This is a genomic window from Vitiosangium sp. GDMCC 1.1324, assembly GCF_003044305.1.
In the GTDB taxonomy this organism is placed as follows: Bacteria; Myxococcota; Myxococcia; order Myxococcales; family Myxococcaceae; genus Archangium.
Genome location: NZ_PZOX01000001.1, coordinates 236,336 through 262,301, shown reverse-complemented (window position 1 = coordinate 262,301; position 25,966 = coordinate 236,336). Strand labels below are relative to the sequence as shown.

Annotated in this window: 21 protein-coding genes; 10 read left to right on the top strand and 11 right to left on the bottom strand. The window is 69.2% G+C overall.

Annotated features, from left to right (window positions below):
• The first annotated feature begins 93 nt into the window (after positions 1–93).
• The gene (locus DAT35_RS00955; RefSeq protein ID WP_108064968.1) at positions 94–474 is read left to right on the top strand and encodes a hypothetical protein; all 381 of its coding nucleotides are present in this window, start codon (positions 94–96) and stop codon (positions 472–474) included.
• An 18-nt stretch (positions 475–492) separates the two neighbouring features.
• On the opposite strand, the gene DAT35_RS00950 is transcribed toward DAT35_RS00955, so the two are convergent.
• Positions 493–2,451, bottom strand: coding sequence for a lysyl oxidase family protein (locus DAT35_RS00950; protein WP_158501499.1), 1,959 nt, complete (start codon positions 2,449–2,451; stop codon positions 493–495).
• A gap of 156 nt (positions 2,452–2,607) precedes the next feature.
• On the opposite strand from DAT35_RS00950, the gene DAT35_RS00945 reads away from it, so the two are divergent.
• Positions 2,608–4,215: a GspE/PulE family protein gene (locus tag DAT35_RS00945; RefSeq protein WP_233261238.1), complete on the top strand. Its 1,608-nt coding sequence runs from the start codon at positions 2,608–2,610 to the stop codon at positions 4,213–4,215.
• Between the two features lie 21 nt (positions 4,216–4,236).
• On the opposite strand, the gene DAT35_RS00940 is transcribed toward DAT35_RS00945, so the two are convergent.
• Entirely contained in the window at positions 4,237–4,527 is a 291-nt protein-coding gene (locus DAT35_RS00940) for a hypothetical protein (RefSeq protein ID WP_108064966.1), read from the bottom strand.
• A 17-nt stretch (positions 4,528–4,544) separates the two neighbouring features.
• Positions 4,545–5,438 carry an alpha/beta fold hydrolase gene (locus DAT35_RS00935; RefSeq protein ID WP_108064965.1) on the bottom strand — a complete coding sequence of 298 codons (894 nt, stop codon included), beginning with the start codon at positions 5,436–5,438 and terminating at the stop codon, positions 4,545–4,547.
• Positions 5,439–5,566: 128 nt separating this feature from the next.
• Between DAT35_RS00935 and msrA the strand changes: the two genes are divergently transcribed.
• Positions 5,567–6,226 (top strand): peptide-methionine (S)-S-oxide reductase MsrA, encoded by a 660-nt coding sequence (msrA, locus tag DAT35_RS00930; RefSeq protein WP_108064964.1) that lies wholly within the window; start codon positions 5,567–5,569, stop codon positions 6,224–6,226.
• Between the two features lie 22 nt (positions 6,227–6,248).
• Here msrA and DAT35_RS00925 read toward each other — a convergent pair whose 3' ends face one another.
• The 6 genes from DAT35_RS00925 to DAT35_RS00900 all read right to left on the bottom strand — a co-directional run bounded on the left by DAT35_RS00925 (position 6,249) and on the right by DAT35_RS00900 (position 12,862).
• Positions 6,249–7,478 carry an ABC transporter permease gene (locus tag DAT35_RS00925; protein WP_108065594.1) on the bottom strand — a complete coding sequence of 410 codons (1,230 nt, stop codon included), beginning with the start codon at positions 7,476–7,478 and terminating at the stop codon, positions 6,249–6,251.
• Positions 7,479–7,541: 63 nt separating this feature from the next.
• Positions 7,542–8,774 (bottom strand): ABC transporter permease, encoded by a 1,233-nt coding sequence (locus DAT35_RS00920; protein WP_108064963.1) that lies wholly within the window; start codon positions 8,772–8,774, stop codon positions 7,542–7,544.
• Complete coding sequence (locus tag DAT35_RS00915) at positions 8,771–9,535, bottom strand: ABC transporter ATP-binding protein (RefSeq protein WP_108064962.1); 765 nt, start codon at positions 9,533–9,535, stop codon at positions 8,771–8,773. The genes DAT35_RS00920 and DAT35_RS00915 overlap by 4 nt, the downstream gene beginning before the upstream one ends.
• Positions 9,532–10,806, bottom strand: coding sequence for an efflux RND transporter periplasmic adaptor subunit (locus DAT35_RS00910; protein WP_108064961.1), 1,275 nt, complete (start codon positions 10,804–10,806; stop codon positions 9,532–9,534). The genes DAT35_RS00915 and DAT35_RS00910 overlap by 4 nt, the downstream gene beginning before the upstream one ends.
• Positions 10,803–12,128, bottom strand: a complete 1,326-nt coding sequence (locus DAT35_RS00905) for a TolC family protein (protein ID WP_108064960.1) — start codon at positions 12,126–12,128, stop codon at positions 10,803–10,805. The genes DAT35_RS00910 and DAT35_RS00905 overlap by 4 nt, the downstream gene beginning before the upstream one ends.
• The gene (locus DAT35_RS00900) at positions 12,125–12,862 is read right to left on the bottom strand and encodes a YIP1 family protein (protein ID WP_108064959.1); all 738 of its coding nucleotides are present in this window, start codon (positions 12,860–12,862) and stop codon (positions 12,125–12,127) included. Before DAT35_RS00900 ends, DAT35_RS00905 begins: the two co-directional genes overlap by 4 nt.
• A gap of 208 nt (positions 12,863–13,070) precedes the next feature.
• On the opposite strand from DAT35_RS00900, the gene DAT35_RS00895 reads away from it, so the two are divergent.
• Both DAT35_RS00895 and DAT35_RS00890 read left to right on the top strand, forming a co-directional pair.
• Positions 13,071–15,638 carry an AAA family ATPase gene (locus DAT35_RS00895; RefSeq protein ID WP_108064958.1) on the top strand — a complete coding sequence of 856 codons (2,568 nt, stop codon included), beginning with the start codon at positions 13,071–13,073 and terminating at the stop codon, positions 15,636–15,638.
• Between the two features lie 4 nt (positions 15,639–15,642).
• Entirely contained in the window at positions 15,643–16,482 is an 840-nt protein-coding gene (locus DAT35_RS00890) for a Rossmann-like and DUF2520 domain-containing protein (protein WP_108064957.1), read from the top strand.
• 61 nt (positions 16,483–16,543) lie between these two features.
• Here the strand turns inward: DAT35_RS00890 and DAT35_RS00885 are convergent, their stop codons facing one another.
• Positions 16,544–17,827 (bottom strand): hypothetical protein, encoded by a 1,284-nt coding sequence (locus DAT35_RS00885; RefSeq protein ID WP_108064956.1) that lies wholly within the window; start codon positions 17,825–17,827, stop codon positions 16,544–16,546.
• A 107-nt stretch (positions 17,828–17,934) separates the two neighbouring features.
• On the opposite strand from DAT35_RS00885, the gene DAT35_RS58740 reads away from it, so the two are divergent.
• The 5 genes from DAT35_RS58740 (at position 17,935) to DAT35_RS00865 (ending at position 24,818) form a co-directional block, all read left to right on the top strand.
• Positions 17,935–20,865, top strand: a complete 2,931-nt coding sequence (locus DAT35_RS58740; RefSeq protein WP_158501498.1) for a hypothetical protein — start codon at positions 17,935–17,937, stop codon at positions 20,863–20,865.
• Positions 20,866–20,990: 125 nt separating this feature from the next.
• The gene (locus DAT35_RS60450; protein WP_233261237.1) at positions 20,991–21,329 is read left to right on the top strand and encodes a hypothetical protein; all 339 of its coding nucleotides are present in this window, start codon (positions 20,991–20,993) and stop codon (positions 21,327–21,329) included.
• Complete coding sequence (locus DAT35_RS00875) at positions 21,326–22,621, top strand: DUF2380 domain-containing protein (protein ID WP_233261236.1); 1,296 nt, start codon at positions 21,326–21,328, stop codon at positions 22,619–22,621. Before DAT35_RS60450 ends, DAT35_RS00875 begins: the two co-directional genes overlap by 4 nt.
• Complete coding sequence (locus tag DAT35_RS00870) at positions 22,618–23,088, top strand: NUDIX hydrolase (RefSeq protein WP_108064955.1); 471 nt, start codon at positions 22,618–22,620, stop codon at positions 23,086–23,088. The genes DAT35_RS00875 and DAT35_RS00870 overlap by 4 nt, the downstream gene beginning before the upstream one ends.
• 200 nt (positions 23,089–23,288) lie before the next feature.
• Positions 23,289–24,818: a hypothetical protein gene (locus DAT35_RS00865; RefSeq protein WP_108064954.1), complete on the top strand. Its 1,530-nt coding sequence runs from the start codon at positions 23,289–23,291 to the stop codon at positions 24,816–24,818.
• Positions 24,819–24,833: 15 nt separating this feature from the next.
• On the opposite strand, the gene DAT35_RS00860 is transcribed toward DAT35_RS00865, so the two are convergent.
• Positions 24,834–25,841 (bottom strand): saccharopine dehydrogenase NADP-binding domain-containing protein, encoded by a 1,008-nt coding sequence (locus DAT35_RS00860; RefSeq protein WP_108064953.1) that lies wholly within the window; start codon positions 25,839–25,841, stop codon positions 24,834–24,836.
• Between the last annotated feature and the right edge of the window lie 125 nt (positions 25,842–25,966).

Below are 25,966 nucleotides of genomic sequence, written 5' to 3'. Positions count from 1 at the left end.
CCCGAACGGCCCTTCGAGCGCCTGTCTGCCCGCCGCTCATCTCCCCGAACGGTGCCGCGCGCCCGATTTCTTGCCTACCAGGAGGAGGGACTCATGGTCATCCGGCTGATGTCGTGCGGCGTGCTCATCGCGGGGGCCGTGCTCTTCGGAACGGGGTGCAGGAACACGGCCGAGGCGCAGAACCCACCCACGAATCAGGAGAAGGCCCGCTTCTGCGGGGGCATCGCCGCCATCCCCTGCCCCGAGGGTTACGTCTGCGTGGATGATCCCTCGGACGACTGCGACCCGAACAACGGTGGCGCCGACTGTGGCGGCCTCTGCCAGAAGGCACCCGACAAGGGCGCCTGTGACCAGCCGGAGCGCAGCTACGTCTCGAGGGACCCCAACCGGTGCGCGGCCATCCGGTTCGTCTGCGATCCCAACAAGGTGCCCTTCTTCGACGACTGCGGCTGCGGGTGCGAGCCGGCGAAATAGGGCTCGCACGGGACACGCCTATGGGACGACCTCCACGGTGCCGCTGGAGAGCTTCACCTTCACGTCGACGGAGTTCGGCCGCACGTCGTCCTCGTCGATGAGGTCGTTCCTGTCCACGCCCACGCGCAGCGTGTACGTGCCGTCCGGCACATCCGTGATGTCCAACCACTGGCACGGGTAGTCGGCCACGTACACGTCCGCCCAGCCCGGCGAGATGCCCTGGGAACCATCCACGGCCATGAACGGCTCCGGCGCGTCGCCGCAGTAGGGCACGATATCCGTCAGGGCAAAGCCCTGTTTGCGGCCCACGGTCACCACCTCGTTGTGGGCATCGAGCAGCTCGTAGCGCGCGAACCCCACGAGGTGATCATGCTGGTGGCAGGAGTCGAACTCGTAGAGGTCCGGCCGCTCCTCGGGGGACGGGATGTGCACCGCGCCCGAGCCCAGGTTCGGAATGGCGACGGTGAAGCGCAGCAGCCGCCGGTCTCCGGGAGCCCCCACGCACCGCTCCACCACCTCGCAGGCCGTCTCCGAGAAGCTCCGCCGCTCGGCATACACCGAACGGGAGATGACGTCCGCGTCCACCGTCACGTCCGGCTTGCCCCCGCTCATCGCCAGTCCGCACGACGCGGCCGCCCGCAGGAAGGGCTCGGGAGACGAGGACTGTCTCCTGCCACCACCGAAGGCCACCACCCGTCCTGGCCGTGGCGACGTCGTTGGGGCCAGCATGTCATACGGTGGCGCTAGACCGGCGATGATGTCCGCGTAGCCGTCCCCGTTGAGATCCCCGGCGCGGATGGGCGCGTAACGCACGAAGCCCGGGAACTCCGGCCCCAGCGCGTCGCTCCTTGGCCAGGCCCAATCGGGGCGCAGCTCCGAGGAGAGCGCCTGGTTCGGGAAGAACGCGTACAGCCGTCCCGGCGCCCCCAGCAGGAACTCCGTCTCCTTGCCGTCCTTGTCCAGGTCCCCCACGAAGTAGAACGGGGCCGAGACACTCGGGTACGCCGCGTCGCCGAGGATGCTCCAGATCGGCGTCGGCGAGAGGCCTCCCTCCGGCTGGGCGAGGTGAACAGCCACACGGCCCAGGTACTGGTAGCTGAGCACGGCCTCCGGGAATCCATCCCCGTTCTGATCCGGGAAGAACCCCACCACCGCCTCGGGGGCCTTCCACGCGGGAGCGACCGACAACCCGCCCTCGCAGACCCCGGCCGCCTCCGGTGCACACCCCTGGTAGAGCGCGGAGCCCGACGAGGCCCCGAACAGCACATCCCTCCTTCCGTCTCCGTTGAGATCGCCCACCGGGAGGACCCGTAGCAGGGTGTCCGGGAAGGTCTTCACCAGCTTGAACGGAGCCTCCGCACCGGGGGTGGCGCGATAGATGGAGACCGTTCTCTTCGCGCCCTGGGCACTGACGAGCTCATCGAGCCCATCCCCATCCAGGTCGCTGAGGAATCCGACGTAGTGAACGCCCAGGAAGGGCACGCGGAACAGGGGCGTCTGGAGCACCTTCCCGAGATCCTCCCCACCCGCGAAGACGAGCGTTCCCGTGTACTGGGAGCGGACGAGGATGTCGGCGAAGCGATCCCCGTTCACGTTGCCGATGGACACCACCATGCCGCGTCCGCTCGCGGACGGGTTGGAGTTCTGCCAGTCCACCTCCGCGATGACTGGCTCAGAGGCGAAGGACGCGCCGTTGCCGGCGTAGATGACCACCGAGCCCTTGCCCGTCATCCCCGGACACGGAGGCGCGGCGACCACCAGATCCTGATGGCCATCCCCATTCACGTCTCCGAGCGCGATCGAGAAACCGAAGCAGGATTGCCGGAGCGAAGCGGGAGCTTCCAGCGTCCAGAGCGGTGTGTCGGACAAGGAGGGTCCCTGCTCCTCCGGCGGAGGTCCCACCGGTTCCGGTGGTGTGGGGCAGCCCCCCAGCACCGCCACCAGCGAGATGGAGACGAACGCGCGACGCATCTTCATGACGACCCCCCTGAGCCCAGGCCCTCCGGCCCAGCCAGACGTTGGCATTGCGGAATGCTCCCACCGCAGCTCGGAGCACGGGCAGGGGAACGAAGCTCGAGACGCCACATATCGAACCCTTGTCCGCACCCTCCCCTGGTGCCGGTGCGAGGAGACGTGCCGCGCATCGTGCGGCTGGCGTCCTGGGCCCGAGTGCTGGCGTGCTATGCCCTGGCCATGGCACAGGGGCCCGAGTCCTTCTCCGAGCTGGCGCAATACAGCCTCGATCGAAACTCCATCCGGCGGCTGCCGGAGCCGTTCTGCCGCCGCAACATGGTGGTGGTCCTTGGCAAGGTCGACGCGAAGGCGCCCGATGCGCCCGTCTCCATCGGCATGCTGCACCCGGAGGACTCGTCCCTGCGTCTGGAGATCGCCGACTACCTGCAGCGCCCCATCCAGGCGGTGAAGCTCAACCGCTATGAGATCGACAAGGCCCTGGAGGCCGGCTTCGGCGTCGGAGCCCAGACGAAGGCGGACCTGGTCATCCGCAAGCGCCCCCACTCCCACCGCGAGCCCACGCCCGTCGAGCTCGTGGATGACCTGCTCGCGGGCGCGCTCGAGCGCAAGGCCTCGGACATCCACATCGAGAGCTACCTGGAGGACGTGGACCTGCGCTACCGCATCGACGGCATCCTCCACCAGTCCCATACGGACATGGATCCCGAGTCCGTGCAGGAGGTGGTCAGCCGCCTCAAGGTGCTCGCCGGGCTGGACATCACCGAGCGCCGCCGGCCCCAGGACGGCCGCATCCGCGCCGTCATCGCCCGGGGCGAGGAGCAGAAGGTCCTCGACTTCCGGGTGAGCGTGACACCGAGCCCCGGCGGCGAGGACGTGGTCATCCGCGTGCTGGACTCGAGCGTGGGGCTGGTGCCCGTGAGCAAGCTGGGGATGAACCCGGCCATGGAGCGGCTGTTCCTCCAGCTGCTGTCCAACCCCGAGGGCCTCATCCTCGTCACCGGCCCCACTGGCAGCGGGAAGACGACCACGCTCTACGGAGCGCTCGCGCAGCTCAACGACGGGCGCAAGAAGATCATCACCGCCGAGGACCCCATCGAGTACTACGTCCCCAAGGTGAACCAGAAGGAAGTGACGCCGCAGCTGTCTCACGCGGCGCTGCTGCGCGCCCTGCTGCGCCAGGATCCGAACGTGATGCTGGTGGGGGAGATCCGCGACCTGGAGACGGGCAGCATGGCCCTCAACGCGGCGGCCACCGGACACGTGGTGCTCGGCACGCTCCACACCGCCGACTCCGTGGGCGCCGTGGGACGGCTGCGCGGCCTGGAGCTGGAGAGCACCGACATCGCGGACTCGCTGCTCGCGGTGCTGGCGCAGCGGCTCGTGCGCCGCAACTGCGAGAAGTGCATGGCGCCCACCGAGCCCACCCCGGAGCAGCGCGAGTTGCTCGGCCCGCTGCTGGACGGCATCCAGTTCCAGGCGGGCCGGGGCTGCGAGGAGTGCCGCCACACCGGATACCGCGGGCGCATCGGCATCTATGAGTTGCTGGTGGTGGACTCGGCGATGCAGGATCTCATCGCCAGCGGCGCCCACGGCGTCCAGTTGCGCCGGCATGCACGCGAGCACGGCTTCCGCACACTCGTCGAGGATGCGCTGGACAAGATCGCCGCCGGCCACACCACGCTCGCGGAGTTGCTGCGCGTGGTGCCCTACCGGCAGCTCATCGGCACCCGCGAGGACCGCCAGCAGCGACGGGGACGCGAGGGCTGAGCGGCGCCCGCTCCGGGCCGTTCACCGCAGGAAGAGCAGCGCGGCCACCGCCACCAGACCGAGCACCGCGAGGAGGATCCCCCATCGCAGCGCTGAGAAGGCAGTGACCTCCACCGGGGGTGGTGACAACTCGGGGAGCGGCTCGGGCGGCACATACGGTTCCTTCGTGATGCTCAGCCGGAGCAGGACCGACGCGGACAGGTTGCGTCCGAGATCCTCGGGCCGCACGGGCTCCCCGTTGATGATCAGGCGGGGACGCTCGGAAGGAACCGGCGCGGGCGTCTCAGGGGATTTGGAGGAGGGAGCCGTCATCAATGCCCCACTCTAACTCAGGCGGCCACGATCGGCCGTGCGAGCGCCTCCAGGAAGCGAACGATGCTCGCGTTGACGAGCTCGGGCCGCTCGCCGGACAGGAGGTGGGCGGCACCCGGGACGAGCTCGGCCTGGATGCCGGGGACGAGCTGCCGCGCACGCTCCAGCAGGGCCGAGCCACCGCAGATGACCTCCTTCTCCCCCACCAGCAACAGCGTGGGTACGCGCAGCCGCCGCAGCTCCTCCTCGGGGAACCTGTCCGGCCGCACCCGCACCTGCAGACGACCGTGCTTCATGGCCACCGTGAAGAGTTCCGCGAAGTCGCGAGGCGGGGTGTTGCCTGGAGCACACATCCACCGCAGGGCCCAGTCGATGACGGGGCGGTACGGGAAGAACATGCACGGGAAGACGTGGAGGATGAACTGCATCCCGAGTTCCACGAAGCCCCCCGCGGGAGCCATCAGCACCAGCCCCCGCACGCGCGAGGGCTCCTTCAACGCGAGGTTGAGGCCCAGCCAGCCCCCCAGCGACAGCCCTCCCACCACGGCGGACTCCACCTTCAACCCGTCCATCACCTCCCGGAACCAGGTGGCACCATCGTCGCGATTGCGCAACGGCTGCTCCACCTCGCTCCACCCGAGGTCGCCCACCAACTCCGGCAGGTACACCCGGTGGTCGCGCGAGAGCGCGGCGATGTTGGGAGCCCACATGGCCGCGGTCCCCGTCATCCCGGGCACCAGCAGGAGTGGCGGGGCGTCACGAGGCCCGCTCGCGAGCACATGGGTCCGCCCGAAGCGCGTCGGCACGAAGAGTGTCTCGAGGGCCACGGGCCAGCGGCCCAGGCTCCTGTCGTAGACGTCCTTGAAGGCAGCGCGCCCGTCCGGGGACTTGAAGATGGAAAGAGTCGCCATGGCGAGCGCTCTATAGCCCCACCCCCTCGGGGGTGGGAGCGCCTCCCCACACGCTCGCCTGCTCCGTCACGGGCCTGAAATGCAACACATTCCCGGCACGAGCCCATACTCCGCGTTAATTTGGGGGCATGTGGAAGATCCTCAATCCCAACAAGCAGAAGCTTCCCACCGCGGAGGAGGCCCTGCCGGGCCGTTCCACCCGGATGCCCGTCCCCAAGAAGCACTACGTCAACGGCGCACCGTTGGAGGCCCCCTTCCCGGAGGGCCTGCAGCAGGCCATCTTCGGCCTGGGCTGCTTCTGGGGGGCCGAGCGCAAGTTCTGGCAGACGCCCGGCGTGTACTCCACCTCGGTGGGCTACGCGGGAGGCCTCACCCCCAACCCCACCTATGAAGAGGTGTGCTCCGGCCGCACCGGCCACACCGAGGTGGTGAGCGTGGTGTACGACCCGAAGCAGGTCTCCTACGAGACGCTCCTGAAGGTCTTCTGGGAGAACCACGATCCGACCCAGGGCATGCGCCAGGGCAACGACGTGGGCACCCAGTACCGCTCGGCCATCTACTGGACGAACGACGCGCAGCGGAAGGCGGCCGAGGCCTCGCGCGACGCCTACCAGCAGGTGCTCACGAAGGCGGGGTACGGGCCCATCACCACGGAGCTGCGCCAGGCACCCGAGTACTACTACGCCGAGGATTACCACCAGCAGTACCTGGCGAAGAACCCGAACGGGTACTGCGGCATCGGGGGCACCGGAGTGAGCTGCCCCGTGGGTGTGGCCGCCGCGCCGTAGCGGGCGGCCGGGGCCGTGCGCCCTACTCCGAGCGCATGGCCTCCACCGGATCCAACCTCGCGGCGCGTGCCGCGGGGTAGATGCCGAACACGAGCCCCACGCCCGAGCTCATCCCCAGCGAGAGCGCCACCGCCCAGCCGGGCACGATGGTGTTGAAGCCCAGCATCCACCGCGCGAGGAAGGCCAGGCCGAAGCCGAGCCCCACGCCGATGGCTCCACCCAGCAGCGCCATCATCACCGCCTCGGTGGCGAACTGGCCGAGGATGCGCGACTTGCGCGCCCCCAGCGCCTTGCGGATGCCGATCTCCTTGGTCCGCTCCGTCACCGACACCAGCATGATGTTGAGGATGCCGATGCCGCCCACCACGAGCGACAGCAGGCACACGCCGAAGCTGGCGATGGTGATCACCTGGGACAGGTTGTTGAAGGTCTCGGTCATCGACTCGTTGGTGCGCACCTCGAAGTCGTTGGGCTCCAACGGGGGCACGTCACGCCGGCGGCGCAGCAGGTTCGTCACCTCTTCCTGCGCCTTGGTGAGCAGCTCCGGCGAGGAGGCCTGCACCGACACGCCGACCGAATCCACATCGCCATAGAGCGTCTCATAGGCCAGCAGCGGCATGACGATGACGTTGTCCATGCTCACCATGCCCAGGAAGCTGCCGCGCCGCTGCAGCACGCCCACCACGGTGAAGGGGCGGCCCTTGATGCGGATCTCCTGGCCGAGCGGCTCCATGCCCGGAAAGAGCGTCTCCACCACGTCCAGCCCCAACACGGCGACCTGCCGTCCGTCCACCGCCTCCACCTGGCCGAAGAAGCGCCCCGCGGCGATGGTGATGCCACTGGTGTCCACGTACTCGGCGGTGGCGCCCGTAACGCGCACCGAGGGCCGCGTCACGATGCTCGACGTGGAGATCTTCTGGCCGCCCTGGGTATCCGCCGCGGACGCCACGCCCACCGAGGGACACGACTCCTGGATGGCGCGCACGTCGTCGAGCGTCAGGTCCTTGCGCTTGGCGTACTTCTGCCAGTTCACCCGGCCGAAGCCCGAGGGCCACTTGCTCACCTGGAAGGTGTTGGCGCCGAGCTGCGACAAGTCATTGTTCACCTTGATGCGCAGGCCCTCGATGAGGGCCATCATGGTGATGACCGTCGTCACGCCGATGACGATGCCTAGCAGCGTGAGCAGCGAGCGCAGCGGGTTGCCCAGGAAGGTGCCGAAGGCCAGCCGCAGGTTGTCGACGGAGGCCGCCACGAAGTTCTGGCGCGGGCTCTTGGTGCCCTTCCGGCTGGAGGAGAAGAAGAGGAACATGCCGGCTCACTCGTAGCGAAGCGCTTCCACGGGGTCCAGGTTGGCGGCCCGAGCCGCCGGCCAGATGCCGAACAGCAGCCCCACCAGCGCGGCGAAGCCCACGCCGCCGACAACGGTGAGCATCTGCACATCCGCCGCCAGCGGGGTGATGAGGGAGACCACCTTGGCCGTCCCCAGCCCCACCACCGTGCCCAGCAGGCCGCCCACCGCGGACACGGCGGAGGCCTCCATGAGGAACTGCAACACGATGGTTCTCTTGCGGGCTCCGAGCGCGCGCCGGATGCCGATCTCCCGCGTCCGCTCGCGCACCGACACCAGCATGATGTTCATGATGCCGATGCCGCCCACCAGCAGGGTGATGAAGCCCACGCCCACCGCCACGCCAAAGAGCGCTCCGGTGAGCTGCTCGTAGGTCTGGGCCAGCTGCTCCGGGCGGTTGATGGAGAAGTCGTCCGGCTCCCCGGGGGGCGTCCCTCGCACGCGCCGCACGACGCTCACGAGCTGATCCTCCGCCTTCTTGATGTCCTCCGCGCGCTCGATGGCGATGGCGATGTTGAAGGGGCGGCCCTTGCCGAAGACGGCGTAGAACGTCTTGAAGGGAATCATGACGATCAGATCCTGATCCTCATCCAGCAGCTTGCCCTTGCGCGACAGGGTCCCCACCACCTGGAAGGGCCGGCCGTCGATGCGGATGGTGCGGCCCACGGGATCCATCCCCGGGAAGAGACCATCCACCACCGAGCCCCCGATGACCACCACTGGCCGGGTGACGGCATCGTCCGCGCTGGTGAGGGGTCGCCCGGACACAATCTCGTAGGCGGAGATGGAGAAGTACTCCGGCAACACCCCTCCGACGTCCACGGCGGAGAGCTGCTCACCTCCGAAGGACACGTCCGCGTTGCGGTTCACGTAGGGCGAGATGGCGGTGACGTACGACGCCTGCGAGCGGATCTGCTCCACCTGCGGCAGGGTGAAGACCTTCCGGTTGCGGTACTGCCACCAGTCCCCCTTCATCACCCAGGGGAACCGGGAGAGGTAGAGGGTGTTGGAGCCAATGCCGGCCAGCTGCTTTTCGAAGGAGGAGTTGAGCCCCTGGATGATGCCGACGATGGCCAGCAGCGTGGCCACGCCAATGCCGATGCCCACCGTGGTGAGCACCGTGCGCATCCGGTTGGCACCCAGCGAGAAGAACGCGATGCGCGCCCCCTCGAGCACATCCACTCGCACCGCCTTGCTCATGTGCCCCCCACGGCCTGCGCCTGGGGCGAGGCCGCATCGCCCAGGGCCACCTGGCGCCCGGGGCCGTCCGCGACGATCTCCCCGTCACTGAGCCGGATGGCCCGCGGGCAGCGCGCCGCCAGCTTCGGCTCGTGCGTGACGAGCACCAGGGTGTTTCCGGCGCGGTGCAGTTCTTCGAACAACCGTACGATTTCCTCGCCCGTGGCCGAGTCCAGGTTGCCCGTGGGCTCGTCCGCCAGAAGCATGGAGGGCTCGGCCACCAGCGCCCGGGCGATGGCCACACGCTGACGCTGGCCACCCGACAGCTCGTTGGGCTTGTGATGCATGCGGTGGTCCAGGTGCACCTTCGCCAGTGCGGCCTTGGCCCGCTCGCGCCGCTCCCTGGCCCCGATACCCCGGTAGACCAGCGGCAGCTCCACGTTGGCCAGCGCCGTCTCGCGAGGCAGCAGCTGGAACGTCTGGAAGATGAAGCCGATCTCCTCGTTGCGCACCACGGCGAGCTCGTCGTCCGTCATGCGCGACACGTCCTTGTGGTTGAGCAGGTAGCGGCCGCTGCTGGGCGTGTCCAGGCACCCCAGCACGTTCATCAGCGTGCTCTTGCCCGAGCCGGACTGGCCGATGATCGCCACCCACTCGCCGCGGCTGATACCGAAGGAGACGCCGCGCAGCGCGCGCACCTCCTCGCCACCCACGTGGAACACGCGGGTGACGTCCTGCACATCGATGAGCCGGGGAGAGCCGGCGCCGTTGGACTCGCTCACGACTTCTGCCCACCCCTGCCGCCCGGACCCCCCGGACCCCCCGGCTGCGGCTCGCGCACCGTATCCCCGTGCTTCAGCTCCTTGGACAGCGTGCGGAAGGGGCCATCCACCACCTTGTCCTCCGGATCGATGCCCTCGAGGATCTCCAGATCCGTGTCGGAGGCGATGCCCGTGCGCACCTGCTTCATCTGTGCCTTGTTGTCCTTGTCCACCACGAAGACCACCTTGGTCAGCGTCTGCGCGCGGCGGCCCGTCGTGAGGGTGGCGCCCTCCACCGGCGGCTTGTAGGTCGGCAGGCTCTTCTCCGGACGCACCGTCACCGACTGGATGGGGACGAGCACCGTGTCGTCATGCGTCTCCGCGGAGATGCGCACCTCGGCGCTCATGCCCGGCAGCACCCGCGCCGGCCGCGTGCTCAGCGCCACCGTCACCGGGAAGGTGGTGACCTCGGCCTCGGTGCCCGGGTTCTTGATGAGCGCCTTCTGGGCGATCTCCACCACCGAGCCCTGGAACGTCTCCCCCTCCAGCGCGTCCACGGTGATCTCCGCGGGCTGGCCGGGCTTGAGGTGCACCACCTCGTGCTCGCCCACCTCGAACTTCACCTCCATGACGTTGAGCGCGGCGATGGTCATCACCACGTCCTCGGAGAAGTCCGAGCCACGCACCCGCTCACCCACCTCACGCGACAGCTCGATGACGTTGCCGTCGATGGGAGACAGCAGGGTCGTCTTGGAGAGGTTGCTCTGCGCCTCTTCGTTCGCGGCGGAGGCCTGGGCCAGGCGCTGCTGGGACGAGGCCAGCCGTCCCGCCGCCGAGTCCCGGGCCGCCCGCGCCTGGTCCACCTCGGCCGCCGAGGCCAGCCCCTTCTTGCCCAGCTCCTCCACACGGGTGAGCTCGGCCGCGGTGCGATCCGCCTCCACCTGGGCCACCTGCACGTCCGAGCGCGCCGCGTACTGCGCCGCCTGCGCCTGCTTCGTCGAGGCCTCATAGCGCTTGCGATCGATGCGGCCCAGCACCTGGCCCTTCGTCACCCGGTCCCCCTCCTTCACCAGCAGCTCGATGAGATCTCCCGAGAGGTTGGAGGAGATCTTCACCGTGGTGGCCGCCTGGACCTTGCCGGCGCCGGTGATGGTGCGGGTGATGCTGCCCTTGCGGGCCTTCGTCACCGTCGCTTCCACCGAGGGAGGAGGCCGATCCTTCAGGCCACCGGCGGTGATGGCCGCCGCTCCGAGGAACAGACCGCCTGCGATGACCGCCTTCCACCACTTCATTTCGCTTCTCCCGGGGCCAGCGTCCCCATGGCCCGCATCACTGCGAAGCGGGCGAGTTCCACGTTGATTCGGTTCTCCAACAAAGTCAGCTCGGCCTGCGTGAGCTTGAGCTGCGCGTCACGCACCTCGAGCGTCGAGCTGACGCCCGCGCTGAAACGCTCCTGGGCGAGCACCAGCGCGTCGGAGGCCGCCTTGCGGTTGGCCGTCGCCAGCTCCAGGGAGGCCAGTTGCGCCACCAGCGCCGCGTGCGCCTGGCGCACCGAGCCCTCGAGCTCGCGCTCGGATTGCTGCAGGTTCAGCTCGGCGATCTTGCTCTGGTACTGCGCCCGGCGCGTCTGCGCCTGGGTAGTGAAGCCGTTGAAGAGGTCCCACTGCAGCGAGATGCCTCCGGTCACCCCGTTCTGCAGACCCCATTGGGTGAGAACAACCAGGGGATCGGGACCGGAACGCTGGAGGGAACCCGACAGGGACAAGCGCGGGATGTAGCCGGCGTGGGCGATGCTCTCCTGCAGCTCCGCCACGCGCAGCTGCTGCCGCAGCACCACCAGCAGCGGCCGGCGGGCCCTCGCCTCGGCCAGCGCCTGCTCCAGGGACGGCGCGGGGGCGGGCGTCTGGGTCATCACTCCCGGATCCACCGCCACCACGGACTCCGTGCCCGGCATGGCCAGCCACGTGGCCAGCTGCGTCTGGTCCGAGGCGAGCTGCGACTGCCTCGACACCACGGCGATGCGGTCGTTGCCCAGGTTCACCATCGCGGACAGCTCCTCGGCCTTGCCCACCCGGCCCGCCTGGAAGAGCGCCTGGGCGCGCTCGAGCTGCTCCTCGCTGCGCTTCACGTTGGCCTCCAGCACCTGGATGGTGGCCTGGGTCCGGAAGAGCGAGAAGAAGCGCTGGATGCCCTCCAGCTCGGAGGTGTCCCGCTGCTCGAGAGCCTGGCCCCGCTGCGCCTCCAACTGCGCACCGCTCTGCTCCAGCCTCGCCCAGACGGCCCGGTCATAGATGAGCTGCGAGAGGGTGATGCCGAGGCTGAACCCGGGGATCGTCACCTCCTTCACGTTGCCCGCCTGCTGCTCGAACTCGCCGCCCACGGACACGACGTTGTAGGCGCGCGCCGGGCCGCTGTAGTTCACGTTCGCCCCGGCACGGAAGCCCACCTGGGGAAACAGCGACGAGCGTGCAACGCGCACGTCCTGCTCGGCGGAGGAGGCCTGCAGCACGGCCGTCAGCGCCTGGGTGTTCTCCCGGCTCCGGGCACGGGCATCTTCCAGGCTGATGGGGGTGGGGGCGGCGGCGAGCACCGCCGCGAGCACGAGCGCGCTCATCGGCCACCTCCCGGACCGCGCGGGCCGCCACCGGGCCCACCCGCCATCATCGCGGGCACGCCGATGGAGAACACCCCGATGTACAGGACGTAGAGGACGAGGCACAGCAGCACCGCCCGCTCCTTGCGCATCCCCGTGGCCGCGGAGAAACCCAGGCCCAGCAGACCCACGCTCCACAGGTTGAAGAAATCCACGCCCTTGAGCACCTGCTTCATCTTCGGGGACAGCCCGCCCAGCGCGGCCAGGCTCGAGGGCACCAGGTCCTGCACGCGCGCCTCGGTGAGCGAGTACTGCGCCAGCGCGCAGATGGCGAAGACGAGGTGGTAGAGCGCGATGGGCAGCATCGCCAGCGCCGCCGCCGACATGAGCCGGCCAAACGGCGCGGACTTGTCGAACAGCCAGGCGAACACCCACAGCGCCGCCGCCAGCACCAGCGTCATCATCGGCATCACGAAGACGCCCTTGGCGATCCCCGCCACCAGCGCCTTGCGCGAGGCCGTCTGGATCTCCTCGGAGATCTCACTCTCCGTCATCCGGTCGAGCTTGCCGGTCATCTGCAGTTCCTGCACCACCGCCGGGCCAGCATCCCAGCGGAGGGAAAAGGCCGTCCCGGAAGCGGACACACAGAGGGCGAGGATCAGAAGGGGCCAGAACCAGCGCCGGGCCTCGATGGCGGCACCTGTCGCATCGAGCGGATCCAGGAGCACGCGGGTGGGTTGGACGATTGAGCTCATAAGATGGGATGAGGGGACGTTCGGATGTACGCCCAGGAGCCGCCCCTATTGCAAGCCGGATGACAGCGGGCGCCCAACAGGCTGGCGAGCGGGCCATTCCCCGCATCCTCGCTTATGAAAGGTGGGAGATGTAGCGACCTGTAGCGGAAATTTTGCGGGGCGGATCCGAAGGGTGTATTTGCTCGCCTGCCCGCCTGCCGGAGCTCGAATGGTCGACAGCACGGATCTCGCTCAGGTCCTCCACGAAGCCAATGACATCGCCCAGAGCGTGGCACAGAAGCTTACCTCGGCGCACGTGCTCCTGGCCCTCTTCACGGTGGAGAACCGGGCGCAGATGCTCCTGAGGGAGAAGGGCATCGACGAGGACAGCCTCCTGGAGAGGATGACCTCGCAGCCCTCGGAGCAGGACGGGCTCGTGCGCGAGCTGTGCATGCGCTCGAGGGAGATCGCCCAGAGCAGCGGAGCGCGCGAGACGGACTGCATGCACCTGCTGGTGGCCTTCACCCGCCTGCGCTGCGCCGCGAGCGATCTGCTGGCCCGGACAGGTCTGCACCTCATCAACCTGGGCAACACCGCCCTCTCCTATTGTCTCAGCGGGGCCATGCCCCGGAGGCTCCAGCCGGGCCGCAACGCCATGACGGTGGGCCTGCCCCGGCCGAGCCGGCCCCTGGGTGCCCCGCCCTCGGCGCCGCCCGCGTCCGCCCTCGCGCTGAGCGCGCCCCGCCCCGCCCCCGTGGCCCCCCGGACGCCGTCCCGGCCCGCCATCTCCCCGCGCGACCTCATCGACGAGGTGAACGAGGACACGGCCGACGCCCCCGAGCCCACGCCGGTGCCCCCGGTGCCGACGCGCGCCCCGACCCCGGTCCCCGCCGCCCTGACCCCGGCCGCACCGCTGGTGGCTCCGGTTCCGGCTCCGCCGCCTTCCGTGCCCGCTCCCGCCCCGGCACCGCGCCCCCCGCCCAGCCCGGCCCGCGCCGCGCCCGCGCTCGTGCTCGACGAGAAGCGCTTCCCCCTGCTCACCTCGCTGGGCCGCAACCTCAGCCGGCTCGCCCAGGAGGGGAAGTTGGATCCGGTGGTGGGCCGCGCCAAGGAGATCGAGGAGGTCATCGACGTCCTCGGCAAGCGGCGCACCAACAACCCGTGCCTGCTGGGCGAGGCCGGCGTGGGCAAGACGGCCGTGGTCGAGGGCGTGGCCCAGCGCCTGCTGGAGCTGCGCGGCACCCTGGCCGAGAAGATCCTCCTCGAGTTGGACATGGCCACGCTGGTGGCCGGCACCCAGCTGCGCGGCTCGTTCTCCGAGAAGCTCAACGCCCTCAAGGACGAGGTGCGGCGCGCTGAGGGCCGCGTGGTGGTCTTCATCGATGAGATCCACACGCTGGTGGGCGCGGGCTCCACCGGCGAGGGCCCGCAGGACGCCGCCAACGAGCTGAAGACGGCCATGGCGCGCGGCGAGTTCCCCTGCATCGGCGCCACCACGCACGACGAGTACCGCAAGTTCATCTCGCAGGATCCCGCGCTGGAGCGGCGCTTCACCCCGGTGGTGGTGCACGAGCCGTCCGTGCCGGAGACGGTGGAGATCCTCCAGGGCATCATCGGCCGCTACGAGGACCACCACGGCCTGCGCTACGCCCCCGATTCCCTGGAGGCCGCCGCGTCCCTGGCCTCGCGTTATGTGACGGACCGCTTCATGCCGGACAAGGCCATCTCCGTGGTGGACCTGGCCGGCTCGCGCTGCCGCCGCGAGGGCAAGGAGCTGGTGGAGGCCTCGGACGTGGCGCGCGTGGTGGCGAAGATCGCCGGCATCCCCGAGGAGCGCCTGCTGATGACGGACTCGGCGCGGCTGCTCCGGCTGGAGGCCGACCTGGGCGAGCACGTCATCGGCCACGAGGAGGCCGTCTCCCGCATCGCCCGCGTCATCCGCCGCAACTACGCGGGCTTCGCATCGCGCAGGCCCATGGGCTCCTTCCTCTTCCTGGGCCCCACGGGCGTGGGCAAGACGGAGATGGCCCGCGCGCTGGCCGAGGTGCTCTTCGGCAGCAAGGATCTGCTGGTGCGCCTGGACATGAGCGAGATGTCCGAGAGCCATGGCGTGTCGCGCCTCATCGGCTCGCCCGCGGGCTACGTGGGCTATGGCGATGGGGGCCAGCTCACCGAGCCGGTGCGCCGCCGCCCCTCGTGCGTGGTGGTGCTCGATGAAATCGAGAAGGCCCACCGCGAGGTACAGCTGCTCCTGCTCCAGGTGCTGGAGGAGGGACGCCTCACCGACGGCAAGGGCCGCCACATCGACTTCTCCAACACCGTCATCGTCCTGACGACGAACCTGGGCGCGGAGTCCTTCCACCGCACCAGCCGGGCGCTGGGCTTCGGGGCCTCGGCGGAGGGCCACGGGCAGAACGACATGGACTCGGCGAGCAACGCCGCGCGCCAGGCCCTGCCGCCCGAGCTGTGGAACCGCATCGACGAGCGGCTCCCCTTCCGTCCCCTGGCCGAGGGACAGGTGGCGCGCATCGCCACGATGCTGCTGGAGGAGAGCAGCCGGCGGCTCACCACGGAGAAGGGCATCGAGTACGTGGCCGAGGCGGAGGTGGTGGAGCTGCTGATGAAGTCGGGCGGGTTCGATCCGAAGCTGGGCGCCCGGCCCATGCGCCAGGTGGTGCAGCGGCTGGTGGAGGCGCCCCTGGCCGAGCGGATCCTCGCCGGAGAGTTCATGGCGGGCGATCGCGTGCGGGTGACCGTGCGGGCCGGAGAGCTGCAGTTCCAGCGCGAGAGCCGCTGAGCCCATGAGCCCCTCGCGTCCCAGTCGCCCGCGGGTGGTGGTGGTGGGCACGGGCCGGCTGGGGGGTGCGCTGGCCCTCGCGCTCGCGGCGAAGCGCTGGCACGTGCGCGTCCTGGCGCGCTCCGAGGAGGGCCGGCGACGCGCCCTCGAACTGGGGCTGAAGCCCGCCACGGACGCCGATGTCGCCCAGGCCCGCGTGTGCCTGCTGTGTGTGCCGGACAAGTCAGTGTCCCCGGTCGCCGAGGAGCTGAAGCCCCGGCTGGCGCGCGGCGCGGCCCTGGTGCACTGCGCGGGTGCGCTCTCCCTGGAGGCCCTGGGCCCTCCTCGCGGACGGGTGTTGGGCTCCTTCCATCCCCTGGTCGCGGTGTCGGATCCACGCGACTCGCTGGCCGGGAACTCGGTGGCGATCAGCACCCGCTCCCGCTGGCTGCGCGACGCGCTGGAGCGGATGGCGAAGGACGTGGGTCTGCGAGCCCTCCGGGTGCCGGAAAAGAAACGCGCCGCCTACCATGCCGGAGCCGTGCTGAGCGCGGGAGGCGTGGTGGCCGCCCTGTCCGCCGCGGTGGAAGCCTTCCGGGCCGCCGGTATCTCCGAGGAGGATGCACTCGCCGCGCTGCTTCCGCTGACGCGCTCGGCGCTGCGCGGTGTGGAAGCCCGGGGCCTCTCGGCCGGGTACACCGGACCCATCGCCCGGGGGGACTCGGGGGTGGTGGCGGCCCACCTCGCGGCGCTCCCTCCCGAGTCGGTGGCCGTCTACCAGCCGCTCTCACGGCGAGGACTGGAGCTCGTGGGACACCGGCTCCCGCCCGAGGCCCGCGCCGCCCTGGAAGCGCTGCTCGACTGAAATGAAAGAGGGTGCACCGCTCATGGCAGTGCACCCCCTGGGACGACGGACGGCAGCGGCTTCAGGCCAGGATGATGCGCGGCGCGTTGAGCGCCTGGCGGACCGCCGTCATCACCTGCTCGGACATGGCGTCGCCCTCGGTCATCTGGCGCAGGCACAGCTGGCCCTTGCCCTCGGTCACCGCCCGCTTGAGATCCGTCAGCAGCACCGTGGCCGCCTTCAGCATCTCCTCGTTCTGCGGGTTCGGCGGAGCGCCCTTACCGGCCTTCTCCTCCATGTACTTCGTGAAGCGGCGCACCGCGTCCACCATCTGGTTCGCATCGAAGCGCTCCAGCAGCGGCTTGATGCGCGCCGCGTCCAGCTTCAGCAGGTGCAGCGGCGCCCGCGACTTCTCGAAGGCCGGGTGGATCGGGCTCACCTCGGAACGCTCGAAGGCGCCCAGCAGCCCGTCCTCCGGCGCCTGCACCGAGTGCGGCACCACGTCCACGAAGAGCTCCATCGGCGACACCCCCTGGGTGAACGCCTGGATCTCCTCCTCGTCCACCGGCGGGAAGCTCGCCGGCGCGCCAATGAACAGCATCGGGAGGATCAGATGGCCCCAGAACTCGTTCTGCGCCGCCCCCGTGCTCCCCACCGTGCCGAACAGGTGGCCCATCAGCTCCACGATGCGCGGCGCCATCTCCACCTGATCCGCCAACGTCCGGTTCGGATCCATCTGCGGCAGCACCGAGAGCACCTGCCCCTCGAACTGCTGGCGCACCTCCGGCGGAAGCTGGGTTCGACCCAGTGCGTCACGAATCTCCCGCTGCAGCACGTCCGGCTTCGACTCGAGCGCCTTCTGCGTCTTGGCCGGATCCATCACCAGGAACTGCATGAAGCCCGGATCAATCAGCCGCTGGTAGTCCGCGGGGCCCAGCTTCTGCGCGCCGGCGCCGGCCCCAAAGCGGACCTCGCCCAGACGGCGGCGGATGCCCGCGGAGACCTCGTCCAGCCTCGCCAGCTTGCCCTGGGCGAGCGCGTTCATCACCTCGTTGAACGGCGACACCACCAGCAGCGCGTCCGGGAAGCCCAGCGAGGCCCCCTCCGGAGACTCCCGGTTGAGGAACCAGAAGGCGCCATGCTCTCCCGCCAGACGCTCGGCGAAGGCACCGGCCAGGCCCAGTGCCAGCACCTGGTGGTTCGGGTTGTTCACCTGGAAGGCGCCGCCGAGCAGCTTGGGGACGGACGCTTCTACCTCCGTCCAGGGGGCCTTGAGGAGATCCACCGGCTTGCCCTCGATCTGCTGGAGGGCGCCGGCGACCTGGGCCTGGGCGGATTCGACATGCGGAGGGGCGGGATGGGCCATTGAAGGTTCCTGTTCCGGGTACTCGACCGTGACGAAACAGCCGAACCCCTTACCCCGAAAACCAAGTTCATCGCCATGATTTGTCGCCGCACCTAGGATGGGGGCGCATGCCGAGCCGCCTCCTCCCCCTCCTGCTGCTCCTGCTCTCCCTCGCCGGGTGCGCATTCGTCACACCCCGTTTCCCCCAGAACATCCAGGCGGACTTCGCCCGGGAGGACATGCGCAAGCTGTCCACGCGGAGCCTGGAGCTCTACTACCCGGCCCGTCTGCGCCCGGCCGCCCTGCGCGTCGCCGCCCGTCTGGAGGACTGCGTCGAGCGCCTGCGCACCCTCACCAAGAGCCCCCGCCCACGCGCCCGCGCGCTCATCTACCTGACGGGCGCGGACTTCAACAACGCGTACGTGACGCCGGACTACTCCAGCATCCCCCAGCAGATGGTGTTGCCGTCGCACATGTCGCTGGAGCTCTTCAACCTGCTGGGCTTCGGCCCGGCCGAGATCGGCGGAGTGAGCTGCCACGAGTCCGTCCACTACGTGCAGCTCCAGCAGACGGATGGACTCTGGGGGGCGGTGAACACCGTCACCGGCGGCCTCTTCCAGCCCAACTCCTTCACCGAGTCCTGGTTCCTCGAGGGGCTCGCCACCTATTACGAGGGGCGGCTGGGCCGGGCGGATGGACGCCCCCACAGCCCCGTGTGGCTCGGCTACTTCGAGTCCGCCAACGAGGCGCTCCACGGGGACTTCCACGCCGGCTACCTCTCGCCGGAGCACCGGCGCATGGAGCCATTCGGCGGCAACTACCTCACCGGCAGCTACTTCGTGGAGTGGCTCGCCCGGCGCTACGGCGAGGACAAGCTGTGGCAACTGGTGGAGCGCCAGGGAGAGTCCGTCATCCCACCGCTGGGGGTGACGCTGCGCTTCGGCAGCGTGTACGGCCGCAACATCGGCGAGCTCTTCAACCAGTTCGCCCTCGAGCTCATGACGACGCAGGCGCCGCGCAAGCGCCCTGACACCCAGCAGGTGCTCGCCCCGAAGGCGGGCAACTTCACCCGGCTCACGGCCTCGCCCGCGGACGGAGCCATCGCCACCATCGAGGCGGGACGCGAGGAGGTCCCCCGCCTCATCGTTCGCGAGCGCGACGGCTCCGTGCGCTTCAGCCACTCCCTCACCCAGTTCCTCCCCGGGCGCCGGTGGATCTCCACCCACCCCCTCAACATGAGCGGGCTGTCCTTCACCGCCGACGGACGCTTCCTGTTCCTCGTGGCCTCGGACATCGACTCGCTGGAGAGCTCCCTCTCGCGCGTGTGGCAGGTGGACGCGCGCACCGGCGAGGTGATGAAGACCTGGGAAGGCATCGAGGGCATGGGCGGCAGCGTCACCCCGGACGGCCGCGCCTACGTCTTCATCCACGTCTCGGGAGACAGCGCCAACCTCCACCGGTTGGACCTCGCCACCGACGAGCGCACGCCGCTCACGCACTTCGAGGGACGTGAGTCGCTCGGCCCTCCCTCCGTGTCCGCGGACGGGCGCATCGCCTTCTCCCGGATGACGGAGCACGGCTGGAACCTCGCGCTGCTCGAGCCCGATGGCACCATCCGCGCGCTCACGGACGACGTGCACTACAACTACGCCCCCCGCTGGCTGGATGAGGGGCGGATCGTCTTCCTCCGCGAGTACGAGGGCCGGTGGCAGGCCCATGTCCTCGACCTGGCGGGCGGCGAGCCGGTGCGCATCACCGACGCCCCCCACCTGGTCATGGACGTGGCTCCGCTCGGGGGCACGGACGTGGTCTTCCTCAACCGCGACGCCTTCGACTTCTCGGTGGATCGCGCCCCCATCCTCCCCGCGGCCGCGCCCCAGGCCGTCGCCCAGGCGCCCTCCCCCGCTCCCGCCCCGGCCGCGCCCCCCTCGCCGGCGTCGGCCCCGTACCTGGGACACACGCTGGACATCCTCTCGGACGAGCCCTACTCGACCATGGAGCACTTCTTCCTCCCGGAGTTGCGCGCCCCGTACCTCTACGTGCTGCCGGATCCGGACTCCCGCTCCAACGAGCTCATCGGCTACGGCGGCGTGGCCCTGGCGGGGCAGGATCGGCTGGGCTTCCACCAGTACGCCCTCCAGGTGGAGGCCAACACGAAGCTGCGAAGCCCCAACCTCGCCTTCAGCTATGGCACCTCCGTGGCCGCGCCCTGGTACATGCAGTTGTCCGCGGTGCGCATCGGCCAGAGCGACCGGCGCGACCTGCAGGCCTCGCTGACCGCGTCCCGCGTCTTCTGGACCACCCCCGTGAGCTTCAACCTGCTGGCGCTGCGCCGGGACTGGTACTCCACCTCCAGCCACCCGGGAGTGCGCACCACGCTGCTCGGACCGGAGGCCACCATCTCCTACCTGGCCAGCGAGAGCACCTCGTACGGCGGCGCGCAGCGGGGCGTGGGCCTCTCCCTGGGCGCGGGCGTGTACCCCCTCGCCTTCGATGAGACCAACCCCTTCGCGGACCTGCGCGCCGAGGCCACCGTGTACGCACCGGGCCTGCCCCTGCTCAAGCGCGACAACCTCCAGCTCTCCGCCATCGCGCGCTACCTGCCCAATGCGCCCAAGGGACTCCTCCAGGTGGGCGGCATCCAGTTCGGCTCCCCCATCTACCAGGGCCGCACGGGCCCCGAGGACTCGCGCTACCTCCCGCTGAGCCTCCAGCCGGGCCTCGCCTTCTCCGAGTACCTGCGCGGCTACGAGGACTTCGCCCTCAGCGCGACCAACGTCCTCATCGCCAACGCGCGCTATCGCTACCGCATCATCTTCGACTACGGGTGGAGCTCCTTCCTGTGGCTGGGGCCCTCCTTCTTCATCAGCCAGCTCGACTTGGAGGCCTTCGGCTCGTGGGCGCGCACGGACCTGCGCGACAACCACCGGGCCGCGGGCGGCGCGGCCTTTCTGCGCACCACCTTCGGACAGTCCATCGGCGTGTCCTTCTTCTACCAGTACGCCCGGCGCTTCGATGATGGGCTCGGGGACCTGCACCTGGTGGGCATCGCCTACTGACCAGAGGGGAGTCCGGTCGGCGCGCAGCTCCCGGTCGAGCTTGCACAGCGACTTGCCGCCTACCCGGGCTTTTCGGCTCTGTCAGACAAAACTGATAGTATGGGAGTCATCCATCGGAGGTGACGATGACTTCCACGCTGCTGCTGCGCTCCCTGGCGGAACGGTCCGATAGCCTGCCCGCTGATGCAATGGAGCCACCGCCCGCTGACTCACGGCGAGCCCTGTGGGCGGGCCTGGTGCTCGCCGTGGCCCTGCTGTCCACCGGCTGCGCATCGCTGACGCCACCGCCCGGCCGGGGGATGAGTCTGCGCTATACGCCGCTCGAGGTTGCCGCGCCCGCGTCGGCCGAAGAGCCGAGTGTTGAGCCTCCGCGCGCCCTCGCCTCTCCCCCACCAGCCCAGCCCAGCCTGAGCCCGAGGCGCCGGAGCGACAGTACCGTCGCCGGGGCGCCCGTGAGGCCGTGACGGGGACGGGCCCTGGCAGTGTATCGGGAGCTGTTGGGGGCGCGCAGAGCGCCACCCTGGCCCGCCAGGCGGTCTTCGGTGCCATTGTCGACGTGTCGGGCTCCACCAGGCGCATCGCCAGCTCGCTTTCCAAGCTCGCGGACAGCACGGCGGGCATCGGCAGCCGAGCCAACGGCGTGTTTGCCCGCTACGTCGTCTACGGCGAACGTCAACTGCGGTGGATTGACGCCGAGCTCGCTGCCGCCACGACGCTGGCCCGCACTGCTTCGGAGATGGATGACCCGGACATGCAGCTCGCCGTCCTGCGCCTCACCGGCCCACGACTCGAGGCTGCCATGATGGGCTCCCTCCTGCTCGCCGCATGGATCGACTTCCTCAGCCTCGCTGACGTCGTGATCAAGCAGCACCCCTTCTACAGCGTGGAGAGGTTGTTCCGGGACATTGAGCGCGTACAGAAGATGCTCGAGCCCTCCATGAGGGCGCTCTCCTCGCTGAAGCCAGAGCAGGTGGAGGCAGCGGCGACCGACCTCCCCGCGTTGATGGGCCATCTCACGGGCGAGTTCACTTCAACCTGTGAAGCCATGCACATGGCGGCGGAGCGCGGCAGTCAGGTGATGCAATTGGTGCAGATCGTCGAGATGGTCACCATGGTATCGGCGATGAGGATGTCGCTGCCACTGCTGCCTCCGACCGCTCCCGCCACACTCGGAGTGGGCCTCGTGGTGGGAGGCGACGGCGTGATGATGGGCACGCAGATTGTTGTCTCCGCCGAGTGGGTGGAGATGATGCGCCGTCTGGTGCAGGCGGGAGTCATCTCCCTCCCAGTCGTCAGCGCCGCTGTGCGGATTCACGCCGGTCAGGTGATGATGGCGCAGTCGCACGACGAGTTGCCGCAAGGAGTGCGCGAGGCGCTCGGCGACGGGCCCGAGGTGCGGGGCATGCGCGTGACGGGTAAAGCGGGGGCTGGCATGAGCGAGCCTCCGCAGCACCACGTCTTGCCGCGAGAGTTCCGCGAGTGGTTCGAGAAGCGCGGCTTCACCGGAGACATGAGCATCGACCAGTTCTGCGTCGAGATGGAGCAGGCTCACCACGAGGCGATTCATGGAGGTGGCGACTGGCGCGTGGGCCGCAAATGGCCCGGCGAGTGGAACCAGATGATCATGGAGGCTCTGCGCGACGCCGAGGCCGAAGCTGGTCGGATGTTGACACAGAGCGAGGTCCTGAAGGTCGTCGCGGAGTACATGAGGCTATATAAAATCCCGATGAACTTCGTCCCCTGGAGAGGTCTATGACGGATGGGAGTGCTTGGCGGGGCAACTGGAGGGTCCGCCTCTATGAGCGGGTCCGTGAGCGTGGTTTCGCTTCGCTCACCGCCTTCGCCGAGGCGCGCCCTGCCATCCCGCTTCATGCGCTGGCCGAAGAGCTTGGTGAGGACGACGTCGCAGGGGTGCAGGTGTTGAGCGGGTTGCTCGCCGAGGCGGAGCGACGCCATCAGGTCACACGATTGGTGCGCGATGTTCTCGTGCGCCTGTTGTCCCAGAGTATCCCTGACGGTTGGCCGGCAGTGCCGGACGACCAATCCCGTTTCGAGATCGCCAAGGCACTCGCCATGTGGACCAGCTTCACTCCAGAAACACATAAGGAGCGGGTCAGGCAGGCCAGGGCAGCGCTCCGTACCGCACCACCGCCGCCCGGCTGGCGCCCGCTCGGCCCCGACGACGAGTTGCTCCTCACGCTCCTGCCCGACGAGGAAGTCTGAGCGTTACCCTCCGGCGAGGGCAATGAGCAACAAGAATACTTGGAGAGACAACTGGAAGGGCTGCGCCGCGAACGTGCTGAGAATCTTTCGCGCATTGTCCCCATCCGCCACGGTGGCCGAGCATCAGGAGCACCCCCGAGAGGCCCCCCTCGCGGCGAGCAGCGGAAGTTGAATAGAGTCCCGCGCTCGGAGGGGAACTCATGTCATTGGATGCCGTGGGAAGCGCGGCCCAGCGCAGGTTGGGAGACGTGGTCGTGAAGCGGATGGAGCTCGCTCCACCGCCGGCCAGGTATTACGCGGGCTCCATCGCCCTGCTCGTGCTCGCGGTGGCGCTGGGCGGCCTCGGGGGATGGCTGGCCGTGGCCGAGAGCGTCATCGCCGGCAGCGTCTGCCTCGTCCTCGCAGCTCCACTCGCCGGGCTCGGTGTGTTCGGGCTCGTCCGTCGCGCCGCCCTGCGCTGCGCGCTCACCGTGCACGAGGAGGGCATCGTCGTCTCGCGCAAGGGCACCGACGCGGTCATCCCCTACTCCGAGGTCCGCGACTTCTCCCTCAAGGAGGAGGCCAGGCACGACAACGGAACGCACGCCGGGATCCTCCGCTCCCTGACCTTCGTATGGCCCGGTGGAAGCACCCAGGTCGCCCAGTTCGCGAGCGTCAAGGCCGAGGATCGCTTCGGGCCGGTCATGGCGCGGATCCTCGACAAGCTCGCCGACAAGGCGGAGGCGAGGCTCGCGACGGGCGCGTCGCTGGGCGGAAAGGGCTGGGCGCTCGACTCGCAGGGGCTGCACGCGGACGGGCAGCAGCCGGTGCGGCTGCGCGATCTGGCTGGCTCGGGCATGTTCGAGGGGAAGGTCTCGTTCTGGCGTCCGGGGGAGGAGCTGCCCTTCCTCTCCATTCCAGAGGCGAGCCCCAACGTGCGGCTGCTCGGCACGCTGGCGCAACGCCAGAGCACCGGCCGCGAGCGGCCCATGGCCGGCGCCTTGGGACGCATCCTCTTCCAGAAGAAGGTGGGCACCGTCGGCCTGTTCCTCTCCTGGGGATTCGCGGGCTGCTTCTTCCTCGGCGGCCTGTGGGGAATCATCGGCTTCGCCCTTGGCGGGGGCTGGGTCGAGAGCGCCCTGTTCCTGGTCATCGGGTGGAGCGTGGCCCTGTGGCTCGCCGCCCATGCCCTCGGCCGTTTCCGCGTGTATGAACTGGGCGTCACCCGGAAGTCGCTCTTCGGCACTCGCACGCTGCGTTACTCGGAGCTCACGAGCTTCCAGTTCGGCGCGACCCGGAACTACTACAACGGCGCCTACGCCGGGACGACGGTGAACATGCGATTCACCCCCGGCCCGGGCGCAAAGGCGATCCGCCACAACCAGACCATCCAAGGCAACGACTCGGACCTGGACATGTTGCGCGATCAGGTGGCCGATATCGTCGCCGGCCATCTCCTCGAGCGTTTGAAGCAGGGCGAGGAGATCCTCTGGGGCCCCACCGCCCGCTTCACGAAGGACGGCCTGGTCGTCCGGGCCTCGAAGCTGTTCGGCAAGGGCGAGGAGCGGCTGGCCCCGTACAACGCGGGCCTGGGCTTCAACATCGAGCAGGGCACCTTCCATCTGTTCATCGGCAACGAGACGAAGGCCGCCATGAGCGTCGCTTGCGCGGCGGACAACTTCTATCCAGGGATGAAGATGCTCGGGGCGCTGGTCCCGCCCCGCTCGAAGGTGCCGCGGATCGCCGTGTAGGGTGCACGCTCCGGCTCAGCGAAATGTGACGACGAGCTCGTGCGCCAACGATGCTAGAAAATCTCGCGCGTCGAAAAGCGCTCCCGGAGCGGCCGTTCCCGTGCGCCTGGCTTGTCCATCAACGAGCCGGGTCGCGGCTTCGACGACCAGGGGAGCGGTGAACGCATAGATGTCACGGCCGCGCGCCGTCGCTCGGCGTTCCTCGTTTCCGTTCTTGACGACGACGTCCATCACGAACGTCTGGGCGGACCGTCCGCTCTCGTCCGCGGCCCGAGGTGTTGGCGTATCTGGATTTCGAATGTCCGCGATCGGCGCGAGATTGATGTACGAGTGGATGTCGCGTGCTCGCAGATGACTCGCGATCGTGACGATCTCCGAAAACGGGAGCTCGATGACTTCCTGCGTGTCGAACGGTTCGGGAAAAGCCCAGGAGCGCCGAGGTGGCGGATCGGGAACGAACGCGGTCGCACCGTCTGCAACGCCGAACCGCCGTGCGGTGTTCCGTTTGCCCGTCAACCGTGTCCCATGGGTCGGCCACCAGCTATCGAGCGCCACGGCGACGGTGATCTCGTCGGCGGAGCGCCATTCCCCCATGGCCGCCGTCGCGAGAAGATCGGCCAGTCCGCCATAGAAGGCGAATGCTGGAGCCACGACGACACCCGCCGCCGCGGCGGCGTTTGCGAACTGCTCCAGGGTTGCCTTCGCGGCAAGTTGTTCCGCCGTCACGTCCAAGTAGTGCGCGCCGGTGCGCAGCGCCGCGCGAACGATCGCGTCGGCCGTATCGAGAAAGGGCCCCGCACAATTGATGATCACCGAGACGTCGGACAGCGCTCGGTCGAGGGCCGAATCGTCGTCGATCGCGGCGACCCGAACCTCGGCTTCGGGAGAGAGGTCGTGACGCCTCGGGGAGCGCGCGATCCGCACGGGTACCCATCCCCGCCGGCGCAGCTCGTTCACCACGAATCTTCCCGTGTGCCCGGTCGCGCCATAGACACCTACCCTCCTGCTTGCCACGTCACGCATACCTCGTCTCCTTCCGCGTGAACGTCATCGTGGACGAGGGGGCTGGGGCGTACTTGGTGAATCTTGCGGTCCTCGTCACACATCCGCGCGCAGGCGCGCCGGTGTGCCGCTCGCCGCGTGAGAGG